General features: G+C 69.6%; 13 protein-coding genes and 1 pseudogene. 3 read left to right on the forward strand and 11 right to left on the reverse strand.

Annotation, left to right across the window (positions count from 1 at the left end; translation table 11 throughout):
• Positions 1-129 precede the first annotated feature (129 nt).
• Positions 130-894, forward strand: a complete 765-nt coding sequence (locus tag ACFXJL_RS21365; RefSeq protein ID WP_358879840.1) for a GntR family transcriptional regulator — start codon at positions 130-132, stop codon at positions 892-894.
• An 86-nt stretch (positions 895-980) separates the two neighbouring features.
• On the opposite strand, the gene ACFXJL_RS21370 is transcribed toward ACFXJL_RS21365, so the two are convergent.
• The 8 genes from ACFXJL_RS21370 to ACFXJL_RS21405 all read right to left on the reverse strand — a co-directional run bounded on the left by ACFXJL_RS21370 (position 981) and on the right by ACFXJL_RS21405 (position 9,753).
• Positions 981-2,138 (reverse strand): ROK family transcriptional regulator, encoded by a 1,158-nt coding sequence (locus ACFXJL_RS21370; protein WP_358879893.1) that lies wholly within the window; start codon positions 2,136-2,138, stop codon positions 981-983.
• A 379-nt stretch (positions 2,139-2,517) separates the two neighbouring features.
• The gene (mug, locus tag ACFXJL_RS21375) at positions 2,518-3,066 is read right to left on the reverse strand and encodes a G/U mismatch-specific DNA glycosylase (protein WP_384694772.1); all 549 of its coding nucleotides are present in this window, start codon (positions 3,064-3,066) and stop codon (positions 2,518-2,520) included.
• Complete coding sequence (purB, locus tag ACFXJL_RS21380) at positions 3,063-4,505, reverse strand: adenylosuccinate lyase (RefSeq protein WP_384694667.1); 1,443 nt, start codon at positions 4,503-4,505, stop codon at positions 3,063-3,065. Before purB ends, mug begins: the two co-directional genes overlap by 4 nt.
• A gap of 85 nt (positions 4,506-4,590) precedes the next feature.
• Complete coding sequence (locus ACFXJL_RS21385; RefSeq protein WP_384694670.1) at positions 4,591-5,370, reverse strand: SGNH/GDSL hydrolase family protein; 780 nt, start codon at positions 5,368-5,370, stop codon at positions 4,591-4,593.
• Positions 5,371-5,551: 181 nt separating this feature from the next.
• A complete protein-coding gene (locus ACFXJL_RS21390; RefSeq protein ID WP_358879843.1) occupies positions 5,552-6,565 on the reverse strand; it encodes a hemolysin family protein in 1,014 nt (337 codons plus the stop codon).
• On the reverse strand, positions 6,562-7,983 hold the full coding sequence (locus tag ACFXJL_RS21395; RefSeq protein ID WP_384636935.1) for a hemolysin family protein: 1,422 nt from the start codon (positions 7,981-7,983) through the stop codon (positions 6,562-6,564). The genes ACFXJL_RS21390 and ACFXJL_RS21395 overlap by 4 nt, the downstream gene beginning before the upstream one ends.
• Before the next feature lie 166 nt (positions 7,984-8,149).
• Positions 8,150-8,617, reverse strand: a complete 468-nt coding sequence (locus ACFXJL_RS21400) for a GNAT family N-acetyltransferase (protein WP_358879845.1) — start codon at positions 8,615-8,617, stop codon at positions 8,150-8,152.
• 284 nt (positions 8,618-8,901) lie between these two features.
• A complete protein-coding gene (locus ACFXJL_RS21405; RefSeq protein ID WP_384694675.1) occupies positions 8,902-9,753 on the reverse strand; it encodes an ABC transporter ATP-binding protein in 852 nt (283 codons plus the stop codon).
• Between the two features lie 174 nt (positions 9,754-9,927).
• Between ACFXJL_RS21405 and ACFXJL_RS21410 the strand changes: the two are divergent.
• Both ACFXJL_RS21410 and ACFXJL_RS21415 read left to right on the forward strand, forming a co-directional pair.
• A pseudogene (locus ACFXJL_RS21410) lies at positions 9,928-10,137 on the forward strand (antitoxin); the annotation flags it as partial.
• Positions 10,138-10,298: 161 nt separating this feature from the next.
• Positions 10,299-10,670 (forward strand): fic family toxin-antitoxin system, toxin component, encoded by a 372-nt coding sequence (locus ACFXJL_RS21415; protein WP_329015217.1) that lies wholly within the window; start codon positions 10,299-10,301, stop codon positions 10,668-10,670.
• Between the two features lie 67 nt (positions 10,671-10,737).
• On the opposite strand, the gene ACFXJL_RS21420 is transcribed toward ACFXJL_RS21415, so the two are convergent.
• From ACFXJL_RS21420 to bioD, 3 genes are all read right to left on the reverse strand, one after another.
• Complete coding sequence (locus tag ACFXJL_RS21420) at positions 10,738-11,400, reverse strand: methyltransferase domain-containing protein (protein WP_384694678.1); 663 nt, start codon at positions 11,398-11,400, stop codon at positions 10,738-10,740.
• 32 nt (positions 11,401-11,432) lie between these two features.
• Positions 11,433-11,786 (reverse strand): VOC family protein, encoded by a 354-nt coding sequence (locus tag ACFXJL_RS21425; RefSeq protein ID WP_384636926.1) that lies wholly within the window; start codon positions 11,784-11,786, stop codon positions 11,433-11,435.
• Between the two features lie 117 nt (positions 11,787-11,903).
• Positions 11,904-12,617 (reverse strand): dethiobiotin synthase, encoded by a 714-nt coding sequence (bioD, locus tag ACFXJL_RS21430; RefSeq protein ID WP_384694681.1) that lies wholly within the window; start codon positions 12,615-12,617, stop codon positions 11,904-11,906.
• Positions 12,618-12,637: the final 20 nt, after the last annotated feature.

The following is a 12,637-nucleotide window of genomic DNA, read 5'->3' on the forward strand; positions in this document are numbered from 1 at the left end:
TGGCGAGGCAGGATTGGTCTTGACCAAGGTGCCGCGTCGCCTTATCGTCGGCTGAGATAGTGCAGGAACCTTTAATAAACAAGGGCGCGGAAAAGCCGCCGCTGACACGGCGAAATGCGGAGGATCAGGGTGGGGACCACGCAGCTGGAATCAGTGCCGGAACCGAAGTACTGGCACCTGAAGAACGTGATCGGAGAGGCACTCGACTCTGACTTCTCAGTGGGTGAGGTCCTGCCCAACGAGCGTGATCTCGCCGCTCGCTTCGGAGTTGCCCGGGCCACGCTCCGGCAGGCTCTCGAACAACTCGAACTAGAAGGCCGGCTCCAGCGTCGCCGCGGAGTCGGTACCACCGTGGCGCCACCGCGCGTCGGGGTGGACGTCTCGACCGGCCGCCAGGCTTGGCCGGGCGCGGCCCAGGACGCCTGGCAGTCCTTCGACTGCGCCAAGGCGGTCCCACCGGCCGCGGTCGCCCGCATGCTGGGCACCGGCACCGAAGACCAGACCTATGCCCTGCGCCGACTGCGCGTCTCCCACGGCCATCCGGTCGCCGCGGAGCTGCTCTACGTTCCGGTGGCGTCCGTGCCCGACCTGTCGGCCATAGACGCGCCGTCCGGTCCGTCCCGTGCCCGCGCCGTCCTGCGTGAACTCCAGCGGCTCGACCTCGACGGCCAGGACCGCTCGGTCGAGTTGGGTTCGGCCCGCGCTGACGACGCCAAGGAACTCGATCGGCTGCCCGGCGCACCCGTGTTGGTGGTCACCACCCGGTATCTGTCCCAGGGCAGGACCGCGGCCGTGACCGTCGCCACCTACCGCGCCGACACCTGCCGGCTCACCTTCGGTGACACCGGCGATGTGGAGATCAGCCACCCCGTGGAGGAGCGCCGCGCTTCCTGAGCGCGCGTTCCATGCCCTCAGGGCCGCTCACACGGCCCCGAGGGACACAAGCCGGACCTTGACGGCCCGCCGTACTGAGCATCAGCTCAGTGGCGGGCCGTCACCGTTCCCTCCACCGCGAACAACTCCTCCTCCACGTGGTCGAGCGCCAGCCTGAGCGCGCCCGTGGCCACGGCGGCCTCACCGAGGAGGGAGAGCGTCACCCGCGGCGGTCGAAGGCAGTAGCGCGCCAACTCGTCCCGGAGCGGGTCCAGCACCCCGTCCAGCCCCGCGGCCCAGCCCCCGACCACCACGACCTCGGGATCGAGCGCCAGCACCAGTGCCGCCACGTCGTGGACCAGCCGCTGGATGAAGCGCTCCACAGCTGCCTGCGCCCGGACGTCCCCCTGCCGCGCCAGCGCGAACACATTGGCCACCGCCTGCTCGTCCAGCGGGTGCAACGGCTCATCCGTCGGCGACAGCAGCTTCTCGGGCGAGACCTCCCGCCCCAACAGGTGCAGGGCCCCGATCTCACCCGCCGCACCACCGAACCCGCGGTGCAGCCGGCCCCCGATCAGGGATCCGGCGCCCGGACTCAGGCCCGCGAGGACAAAGACGATGTCGTCGGAGTCCTTGCCGGAGCCCTTCCAATGCTCGGCGACCGCCGCGGCGTTGGCATCGTTCTCCACCAGCACCGGGCACCGGAACGAACGCTGGAGCCGCTGCCCGAGCGCCAGCCCGGTCCAACCGGGCAGCGCCGTGCCCAGCCGTACGGTGCCGTCCGCCTCCACGATCCCGGGGGAGCCGACACCGACGGCGCGCAAGCTGGTGCGGGCGATCCCCGTCCGCCGCAGGACGTCCGCGATCACCAGCCGCACCCGGTCCAGCCGGTCGTCCGCGGACGCCGTCTCCGACACCTCCCGGGAGCCCGCACCGATGATGCGGCCGTCCAGCCCCGAGACCAGCGCGGCGACCCGGTGGGGGCCGATTTCGACGCCCAGGAGGTGCCCGGCCTCGACCCGGAACCGGAACCGTCTCGCCGGCCTGCCCTGGCGGCGTGCCTCGCCCTCCTCGGGAACCGACTCTGCGACCAGTCCCGCCTCGATGAGCCCTTCGATCACACCCTCGACCGTCGGCCGCGACAGGCCAGTAACGCGGGTGAGATCCGTCAGCGTCGGAGAGCCCGCGCCTCGCAGAGCATGGAGTACCACCGCGGAGTTGATCCGCCGCAGCAGCGACGGATCACCGCCGGTCAGCCGCCCCACCATGTGTCCTTCCAGCCCTCACTCGTGCAGTTCGGGCGCGTGTGTCTGCCGGATCGTACTCGTTGGTCGAACGACGTGCACGATTGCTGCGCAGGCTGCAACGCAGCGCGTTCGTTCCCTGACCAACGGAGACGGCCGAGGCGGTGTCATCGCGGGTCGAGGCCCGTACCGAAGCGGTGCGCAGCGGCTTTGAGAGCCCGCCGGCACTTTCCGTGTCGATCACCCCGGCGCACTGCCGGTGCGCTGATACGGAACGCCCACCCTCACCACAGAACGCGGGACCGACCAAGGAAGTGCCCACCCCGTACGGGGCCGCCGCTCGGGAGGAGAAGAAGACAGTGGATGACGGTGGAGGCACCGGAGAAACGGCAGAGGTGCCTCAGGCCGTGGGCGCGGGCTCGGCGGCCTCGCGCAGCAGGCCGTACTCCTCCGCCATGGCCGCGGTGCTCCAGTGCGCATTGAGACCGCTGGGGTTGGGAAGTACCCAGATCCTTGTTGCGCCGATTGTCCGCTCCTGCGGTCCCACCTGCGCGGCGCGCTCGCCGAAGGCCGTCCGGTACGCCATCACACCCACCACGGCCAGCCAGCGCGGCTCCAACCGCTCCACCTTCGCCGTCAGCAGCCGTCCGCCCTCCACATACTCCTCACGGCTCAACTCGTCGGCCCGCGCGGTCGCCCGCGCCACCACATTGGTGATCCCGAATCCGTACGTCAGCAACTCCCGCTGCTGCGCGGGCTGCAACTGGTGGGGTGTGAATCCGGCACGGTGCAGCACGGGCCAGAACCGGTTGCCGGGACGGGCGAAGTGGTGTCCGGTCGCCGCTGACATCAGTCCCGGATTGATTCCGCAGAAGAGGACGGACAGGCCGCCCGCGACCACGTCATCGATGACGCGGTCGCGGGCGGCCTCCAACTCGTCGGGGGTCAGAGGATCGACCCCGGGGCGTAGCTCGCGGCCTCCGGGTGACGCTTGACGATCTCCTCGATGCGCGAGACCACTTGGGCCACCTGGTCGGCGGCGGCACCCGTGAAGGACAGCTTGTCCGCCATCAGGGCGTCCAGCTCGTCACGGCTCAGCGGAATGCGCTCGTCCGCGGCGAGCTTGTCGAGGAGCTCATTGCGCTCTGCGCCCTGCTCGCGCATCGCCAGTGCCGAGGCCACCGCGTTCTCCTTGATCGCCTCGTGGGCGACCTCCCGGCCCACCCCGGCCCGTACCGCGCCCATCAGCACCTTGGTCGTGGCGAGGAACGGCAGATAGCGGTCGAGTTCCCGCGCGATGACGGCCGGGAAGGCGCCGAACTCGTCCAGCACGGTCAAGAAGGTCTCCAACAGCCCGTCGAAGGCGAAGAAGGCGTCCGGCAGCGCCACCCGACGCACCACGGAACAGGACACGTCGCCCTCGTTCCACTGGTCGCCCGCCAGCTCCCCCGTCATCGAGGCGTAGCCGCGCAGGATCACCATCAACCCGTTCACCCGCTCGCAGGAGCGTGTGTTCATCTTGTGCGGCATCGCCGACGAACCGACCTGGCCCGGCTTGAAGCCCTCGGTGACCAACTCGTGCCCGGCCATCAGACGAATCGTCTTGGCCAGTGAAGAGGGGGCGGCGGCGAGCTGTACCAGCGCCGTGACCACCTCGTAGTCGAGCGAGCGCGGGTAGACCTGGCCGACCGAGGTGAACGCCTGGGAGAAGCCCAGGTGGCCGGCGATCCGCTGCTCCAGGTCGGCGAGCTTCGCCGCGTCCCCACCGAGCAGGTCGAGCATGTCCTGTGCGGTGCCGACCGGCCCCTTGATCCCGCGCAGCGGATAGCGCTCCAGCAGGTCTTCCAGGCGTCCGTACGCAGCCAGCATTTCATCAGCTGCCGTGGCGAAGCGCTTGCCGAGCGTGGTGGCCTGCGCCGCGACATTGTGCGAACGTCCCGCCAGCACCAGCTCCGCGTACTCGGCCGACAGCTTGCCGAGACGGGCGAGCACGGCGACTGTGCGGTTGCGCATCAGCTCCAGTGAGAGCCTGATCTGTAGCTGCTCCACGTTCTCGGTGAGATCGCGGGACGTCATGCCCTTGTGGACCTGCTCATGGCCGGCGAGGTCGTTGAACTCCTCGATCCGCGCCTTCACATCGTGGCGGGTGATCTTCTCCCGCTCGGCGATCGACGCCAGGTCGACCTGGTCGAGGACGCGTTCGTAGTCGGTCAGGGCCGCGTCGGGGACCTCGATGCCGAGGTCCTTCTGGGCGCGCAGCACGGCGAGCCAGAGCTGACGCTCCAGCTTCACCTTCTGTTCGGGGGACCACAGGGCGGCCAGCTCTACCGAGGCATAGCGGCCGGCCAGGACATTGGGGATGCGAGGCTTCGCAGACACAGCAGTCACACGGCCTGATTCTACTGGCGGTTTGTGCAGGCCAGCGCCCCGGCCTCGGTTGTAGGTTGCTACGAGAGATCCGCAGCGACCCCGCTCAGGGCCGCGGCGGTTCGTAAGGCAGGAGATCGGGGCGCTTCGCAGAACGGCCGTCGCCGGACGAGCGTCCGGTCAGCCGACGGCCGATCCAGGGCCCCAGGTGCTGTCGGGTGAAGCGGAGGTCCGCGGCGCGCCGCGCCGCCCAGCCGGTGAGCGGTGCGGATGCCAGGGGCGTTCGCCAATCGTCCTCGGGGTCCAGCCCGAGCACCTGGGCGACCGCTTCCGCCACCCGGCGGTGTCCTTCCGTCGTCAGGTGCAGTCGGTCCGCGTCCCACAGCCGGGGATCGCCGAGCGCGCCGGAGCCATAGAGGTCCACCACCAGAGCGTCGTGCCGGGCCGCCAGTGCGTCGATGTGGGCGAACAGCACCTCCATGCGCGGACGGAACCGGGCCAGTACCGGGCCCTGGCGTCCGGGGCTGTGCATGAGGACCAGCCGCCCGCACGTGGGGGCCAGCCGCTCCACGGCCTCCTCCAGCAGGCCGCACACCCTTGCCATATCGCACTTCGGTCGCAAGGCGTCGTTGAGGCCGCCGACCAGGGTCACCACGTCCGCTCGCATCGCTGCGGCGGGCCCGACCTGCTCGTCGACGATCTGGCCGATCAACTTGCCGCGCACGGCGAGATTGGCGTACCTGAACCCTTCGGTGCGCAGGGCGAGCCGGGCGGCGAGGAGGTCCGCCCAGCCGCGGTAGCTGCCGTCCGGCTGAAGGTCGGACATGCCTTCGGTGAAGGAGTCGCCGATCGCGACGAAGCTTGTGTAGTGGGCACTCATCTCCATGGCGCAGCCGATACTACCGTGCAGTAGGGGCCTGGTTCGAGGTCCCGTCGGCGCCTCGCGAAGCAGAGCGACCGCGCCCGTCCGAGGCGGCCGGTGTCGCACGGACCGTGTTCCGGGACGGGAACGGCCTCGACCCTCAAGGATCGAGGGTCGAGGCCGTCGCCGCTGTCGTGCGCCTGGGTCAGTCCTGGGTGCCCACCAGCTCGCGGAGTACGTCCTCCATGGTCACCAGACCCTCGGGCCGGCCGTCCTCGTCCAGGACCGCCGCCAGATGGGTGCGGCTGCGCCGCATCGCCGTCAGTGCGTCGTCCAGCGGGGTCGTGCCACGGACCCGGGCGATCGGCCGCATCGCCGTCACCGGGAACGCAACATCGCGCGGGGTCGCGTCCAGGGCGTCCTTCACATGGAGGTAGCCCAGGATGTTGCGGCCCGTGTCGATCACCGGGAAGCGCGAGAAGCCGGACTCGGCGGAAAGCGCCTCCAACTGTTCGGGAGTGGTGCCAACGCGTGCGTACACGATCTGCTCGACCGGCATGATCACGTCGCGCACCGGGCGTCGACCCAGCTCCAGAGCATCGCGCAGCCGCTCGGCCGAGCGGTCGTCCAAGAGGCCGGCATCGCCGGCGTCCCGCACCATCCGGGCGAGCTCGGCGTCCGAGTACGTCGCCGCCACCTCGTCCTTGGCCTCCACCCGCAACAGCTTGAGCAGGGTGTTGGCGAAGGCGTTGATGGTGAAGATCACCGGGCGCAGCGCCTTGGCGACGGCCACGAGCGGCGGGCCGAGCAGGAGCGCACTGCGCGTGGGCTCGGCCAGGGCGATGTTCTTCGGCACCATCTCGCCGAGGAGCATGTGGAGATAGGTCGCCAGGGACAGCGCGATCACGAACGAGATCGGATGCACGGCCCCGTGGGGCACCCCGATCGAGTCGAACACCGGCTCCAGCAGATGGGCGATGGCCGGCTCGGCCACGATGCCGAGGATCAACGTACAGAGGGTGATGCCCAGCTGTGCCGCCGCCAGCAGCGCCGACACATGCTCAAGGCCCCAGAGCACGCTGCGGGCGCGGCGGTCGCCCGCCTCGGCCGCCGGCTCGATCTGGCTGCGGCGCACGGAGATCAGGGCGAACTCGGCACCCACGAAGAACGCGTTGACCACGAGGGTCGCAAAGCCGATGAGGAGTTGGATCGCGATCATCGGCCGGTCTCCTCGGGGCGCTGGGAGTTCGATCCGTCCACGGTGGGGGCGGCCGTCTCCCTGTTTGCAGCGCGCTCGGCGTGCGGGTCGTGGTGCTCGTCTGGATCGTCGGAGGGGAGCGGGGCGTGCATCAGCACCCGTGCCGCCCGCCGTCCGGACGCGTCCACCACATCGAGCCGCCAGCCCTGGAGGTCGATGCGGTCGTTCTCCGCCGGGATGCGGCCGAGCTCGGTCGCGATGAGACCTGCGAGGGTCTCGTACGGGCCTTCCGGAACGCGCAGGCCGACCCGTTCCAGCTGGTCGGTGCGCGCGGCACCGTCGGCCGACCAGAGCGAGCGGCCGTCGGCGTCATGACCGGCCGCGGCGAGGTCAGGCGTTTCGTGCGGATCGTGCTCGTCCCGCACCTCGCCGACGACCTCTTCGACGATGTCCTCCATGGTGACCACGCCGGCCGTGCCGCCGTACTCGTCGATGACGACGGCCATGGTCGACTTGCCGCCCAAGCGGTCCATCAGCCTGTCCACGGTCAGGGTCTCGGGGACCAGGAGCGGCTCCCGCAACACCTCGGAGATGCTGCGCCGGTGACGCTGCTCGGCCGGTACGGCCAGCACGTCCTTGATGTGCGCGATTCCCACGACCGTGTCCAGGTTCCCGCGGTAGACGGGGAAGCGGGACAGGCCGGTGGCGCGGGTGGCGTTGGCGACGTCCTCGGCTGTGGCCTGCACTTCGAGGGCCGTGACCTGTACCCGCGGGGTCATCACGTTCTCCGCGGTGAGCTCGGCGAGGTTCAGGGTGCGCACGAACAGTTCGGCGGTGTCTGCCTCCAGCGCGCCTTCCTTGGCGGAGTGGCGTGCGAGCGCCACGAGCTCCTGGGGGCTGCGGGCCGATGCCAGTTCTTCGGTCGGCTCCATCCCGAGCCGCCGCAGAATGCGGTTCGCGGTGTTGTTGAGGTGGCTGATGAGGGGTTTGAAGGCGGCGGTGAACAGTCGCTGCGCGGGGGCGACGACCTTGGCCACGGCCAGTGGGGACGAGATCGCCCAGTTCTTGGGGACCAACTCGCCGACGACCATCAGAACGACCGTGGAGAGGGCGGTGCCCAGAACCAGGGCGACGGACGACGCCACGGACGGGGAGAGTCCGAGGTCCTCGACGGGACCACGGATGAGCTTGGAGATGGAGGGCTCGGAGAGCATGCCGACGACCAGGTTGGTGACGGTGATGCCGAGCTGTGCGCCGGAGAGCTGGAAGGTGAGGCCGCGTACGGCCTTGAGGGCGCTGGCGGCGCCTCGCTCATTGCGCTCGACGGCGCGTTCCAGATCGCTGCGCTCGACGGTGGTGAGGGAGAACTCTGCCGCGACGAACACTCCGCAGGCCAGCGAGAGCAGCACTGCCACGAACAGGAGGAGCACTTCGGTCATCGGGTCACCTCCGTCCCATGGTCGGGCAGGGGCAGGAGGAACGCTCGATGTCTACTACTGGGAGGCTCGCCCATGGATGGACGCTCACACCTTTCCTACGGAGAGTGATGGTCCACCCATGGTAAAGGATCGGCAAAACCGCTCGATGAATAGGTGGCTGACGTACTCAGTCGCCTTTGACGGGCCATGGGTAAGGCTTCACCCAGCGTCGCCAGTGGTCTTCGCGCCGGTACCCCGCCGCCGCCCATGCATGCTGAGCCCGCTCATTGGCTTCCAACACCATAGCGTCGCCGCGGCGCCCGCCCGCGGCGAGAAAACGCGCCTCGGCCGCCTCCAGCAGGGCGGTGGCGATCCCACGGCGACGGTAGGCGGGCAGCACGGCGAGCCGGTAGAGCGAGCAGCGCCAGCCGTCATACCCGGCGATCACCGACCCCACCAGGACGCCGTCCCACTCGGCGAGGATCAGGGCCTCGGGGTCCCGGGTGATCAGTCGGGTCACTCCGGCCACATCATCGGTGATGCTGGTGCCCTCGGCGGCTTCGGCCCAGAACGTGAGCACGGCCCGTGCCTCTTCCGCCCGGGCGGTTCGTATCCCCAGTCCGGTGGGGGTGTCACTGTCGATCGCTGAAGTCATGACCATGAGCCAAGCACGGCACGGTCGCCGGCTGCCACCACCTTCTCGCCGATCGTCCCTGGTCAGCGTAGTGCGTGCGGGTGCGCGACGGGTGCGCGGCGACCGGTTGTCCTGGGGCAGCGGTCTCCATACGACCGATCGCGGTACAGGCGACAGGACGGCCCCGTCGGGTTTCTGAGATGTGCTCGGTGCTCTCGGGGGACTCAGTTTTCTCAGTGTGCTCGGTGTGCTCGGTGTTCTCAGCGGCCTCGGCGGTCTCTGGGTGCTCAGGGTTTTCGGGAGTCTCAGTGTTCTTGGGGGTCTCTGCGTTCTCGCGCTTCCCGGGTCGGGTCCGCGTTTCGCTCGCGGGATCGGGGTACATGGCCCGTACGGGTGAACGACCTCAGTCGCTCCAGGACCGTCTCCGCCGTCGGTCGATGGATGGTGTCGACGATCCTGCCGTCGGCGAGGAACAGCACCAGATCCGAGTATGCCGCTGCGACGGGCTCATGGGTCACCATCACCACCGTCTGGTCCAAGCGGTCCACCGCGTCCCGGAGGAAACCCAACACCTCGGCGCTCGCCCGTGAGTCGAGGTTGCCGGTGGGCTCGTCGGCGAAGATCAACTCGGGCTGGGAGGCCAAGGCGCGGGCACACGCGACCCGCTGTTGTTGACCGCCCGACAACTGCGCCGGTCGATGGTGCAACCGATCCCGTAGTCCCAGTGCGTCGATCACCCGTTCCACCCACACCCGGTCGGGCTTGCGCCCGGCGATGTCCATCGGGAGCGTGATGTTCTCCGCGGCGGTCAGGGTGGGCAGCAGATTGAAGGACTGGAACACGAAGCCGACCCGGTCCCGCCGCAGTTGGGTCAGGTCGCGGTCGTGCAGCGGGGTGATCTCGGTCTCGCCCAGCCAGACCTGGCCGGACGAGACGGTGTCGAGCCCGGCCAGACAGTGCATCAGGGTCGACTTGCCCGACCCCGAAGGTCCCATGACCGCGGTGAAGCGCCCGCGTGCGATGTCGACATCGACGCTGTCGAGGGCCCGTACGCTCGTCTCGCCACTGCCGTACGCCTTGGTCAGGGACCGTGCTCTGGCCGCGAGGGGCAACCCCGGTGCCAGGCCGTGCGGTGGTGCAGGGGCAGGTGTGGACATGGCCGCCTCCCGGACAGGGCCGTTCCTCACTCGATGGGTCCGAGGAGAGTAGGCGACTGTCGAGCCGGGTGAACATCCCCCGGAGGTCGCGCATTCGGGGTCCCTGTAGGGGGCACCCGCACCGGTCGGCCGTATTGCTTGCGGGTGCTAGCGCAACCGCGCTAGCTTTCTGGTATGGCCAAGACCCAGTTGAACGTGCGTGTGGACGAATCCACCGCACAGGCCGCCCGCGACCGGGCCCAGCAGCGCGGGATGAGCGTCAACCGCTACATCGAAGAACTGGTCCGACAGGACGCGGGGGAGGCGGGCCGCACCTTCGTGGAGGCTGCCGCCGACTTCATGAAGCGTTATGCCGCCGTCTTCGCGGAGGACGGCAACGACGGTGCTGCGGGCCCGGTCAAGGACGTCCACGGTTTCGACGAACCATCCACCGGTCGTCACCGCGCCCCGGCGGACGATCCCCACCCGAGCCCCACGGCTGCCGGCCCTGCCGCCACGCGCGCACCGGGCGGCGAGTACGACCCCGCCGCGGCTGAAGGCCCGCGTTGACCCTTCAGATCGACCTCGCCTGGCTGTTGATGGTCGCCGAGTACCGGACTCCCGGTGATCCCCAGGTCGCCGACTGGGGTGCGCTCGTCGCCGCCGTCAGCCGGCACGAGGCGGAGATCTTCGGCATCCCCGTGTACAGCGATCCGCACACCCGGGCGGCCTCGTTGCTCCAACTGCTGCTGCACGTGCCGGCCCTGGAGCACTCCAATGCGCTGTACGCGTCAGCCGTCGCCTACGGCTATCTCGTGGCCAGTGGGGAGCAGGTCGACACCTCGCCGGAGCGGGTGCGTGATCTGGCCCGACTGGTGAAGTCAGGCAAGGCCGATGTCCGGGTGATCGCCGACGAGTTGCGCCTCTGGAGCAGTTGACTCCCCACCAGCCCACCAGCCCACCAGCCTGCCGTGATCCGTGTTGGACCCCGGCCAGCGGTACGCCTCAAGGGTTGTGCGCGACGCCTCGCACACAGGGCGAAGTCGGAGCGGCGAGCCCGCGCTCCGGGAGCCGGAAGCGCTCGTACCGGATGTCGTGGAATCCGGCCTCCTCCAGCGCGGCAACCGTGTCACGTGAGGTGTGACAGCCGCCGAACAAATGGGGCCACACCGTACGGTCCAACACCCTCTGCACCCGCGCAGCCCCCGGCGTCCGGGCCAGTCCATGCTCGAAGAACCGCAGTTCACCACCAGGTCGTAGGACCCGGCGGACCTCGCTGAGCGCCCGCGGAACGTCCCGTACCGAACAGAGCACCAGGGACATCACGGCCGCGTCGAAGGACGCGTTCTCGACCGGCAGTGCCTCGGCCACTCCTGGCACCACCTCCACCGTGACCCCGGCGCCGTCCGCGGCCCGTACCGCCAGGGCCCGTAGCGAACGCTCCGGTTCCAGCGCGACCACCTCGCTGACCGAGGTCGGATAGTGCGGGAAGTTGAGACCGTTGCCGGCACCGATCTCGATCACTCGACCCGAGAGCGCGGCCAGGAACTCGGCGCGGATGGCCACAATGCCCGCGGATTGATCGGCGGCCACGCTGAACCTGGCGTAGAAGCGAGCGAACAGGGGGTGATGGACGGCATCGGGAGAGGTGTCGCCACGTGTTCCCATCACGGCCTCCTGACGCAGGTGTCCCTTGCTCCCTACTCTCCGCCACCCTGGACGAAGCAGAACTCGTTCCCCTCCGGGTCTGCCAGCACCTGGAACCGCCCCTGCGGATCCGCGACGACCCCACCGAGTCGTACCGCACCCAGCGCGACGGCCTCGTCCGACGCCGCTTCGACGTCCCCCGCGGCCAGATCGAGGTGCAACCGGTTCTTGGCCGCCTTCCCCTCAGGGACCTGCTGGAATGCAACACGCACCGAGCCGGGCGGATCGACGAAGGACCAGCCGGAGTCGCGGTCCACGGGTGCGCCCCCGAGCAGCGCGGCCCAAAAGCGCACCAGAAGGGCCGGGTCATGACAGTCGAAGACGATTTCGTCGATCCGTGCTCGCATCCGACCAGGGTAGGTCAGCCGCGTTCAGCGGGCGGGGACCACGCACGAGCGGACGGGAGCACCAGGGACAGCAACGGCCGACCGGTCCTGACCGGGTCGTTCAGCGAATGACGGCCGTCAGTCGGCCATTCGGGTGAACACCCCTTCGTCCCACACCCCACCGAGCCGAGGAGCCAGCCACCGGGCCGCCTGCGCCCGGAAGTCCACCGGTCGCAGCTGCCCCGCCCGCTCGGGGACCGCACCGAGCAGCGGAGCACCCGCGACCTGCGGTAGGTCCAGTGCATTGCATCGCGCCGCCAGATCCGGTCGGTGCGGCCAACTCCCCACGACGACACCCAGTTGCGCTATGCCCCGCGCGGTGAGGGCCTCTGCCGTCAGCGCCACGGAGTTGAGGGTGCCCAGGCCCGCGGGGGCCACGACCAGCACGGGCGCGGCGAGCAGTCGAGCCGTGTCCGCGAGCGTTCCGCCGTCCTCGTCGAAGCGCACCAGCAGTCCACCGGCGCCCTCGACCAACACCAGGTCGTACTCGTCGGCCAACCGCTTCACCGCCGCGGCCGTTTCAGCGGGCCCCACACCAGCGACCCCGGCCCGTCGAGCCGCCGTGGCCGGAGCCAATGGCTCGCTGTAGCGCGCCAGCTCCACGCCGTGGACACCGCCGCCGAGCCGGCTCACCTCATGGAGGTCACCCGGCTCGCTCGCCGAGACCCCCGTCTGGACGGGTTTGACCACGGCGACGCGTTGGCCCTGGGCCCGTGCAACGGCGACCAGCGCAGCGGTGACAACGGTCTTCCCGATCTCGGTCCCCGTGCCGGAGACGACGATGATGCCCATGGTGGTGGCGATGACCCTCT

Source organism: Streptomyces sp. NPDC059256 (assembly GCF_042753785.1).
In the GTDB taxonomy this organism is placed as follows: Bacteria; Actinomycetota; Actinomycetes; order Streptomycetales; family Streptomycetaceae; genus Streptomyces.

Excerpts from the sequence above, each read along its gene's own strand:
- ACFXJL_RS21405 (WP_384694675.1), bottom strand. The coding sequence starts at position 9,753 with ATGTCCACACCTGCCCCTGCACCACCGCACGGCCTGGCACCGGGGTTG.
- ACFXJL_RS21425 (WP_384636926.1), bottom strand. The coding sequence starts at position 11,786 with ATGCGAGCACGGATCGACGAAATCGTCTTCGACTGTCATGACCCGGCC.
- ACFXJL_RS21385 (WP_384694670.1), bottom strand. The coding sequence starts at position 5,370 with ATGGAGATGAGTGCCCACTACACAAGCTTCGTCGCGATCGGCGACTCC.
- bioD (WP_384694681.1), bottom strand. The coding sequence starts at position 12,617 with ATGGGCATCATCGTCGTCTCCGGCACGGGGACCGAGATCGGGAAGACC.
- ACFXJL_RS21390 (WP_358879843.1), bottom strand. The coding sequence starts at position 6,565 with ATGATCGCGATCCAACTCCTCATCGGCTTTGCGACCCTCGTGGTCAAC.
- ACFXJL_RS21420 (WP_384694678.1), bottom strand. The coding sequence starts at position 11,400 with ATGGGAACACGTGGCGACACCTCTCCCGATGCCGTCCATCACCCCCTG.
- ACFXJL_RS21395 (WP_384636935.1), bottom strand. The coding sequence starts at position 7,983 with ATGACCGAAGTGCTCCTCCTGTTCGTGGCAGTGCTGCTCTCGCTGGCC.
- ACFXJL_RS21400 (WP_358879845.1), bottom strand. The coding sequence starts at position 8,617 with ATGACTTCAGCGATCGACAGTGACACCCCCACCGGACTGGGGATACGA.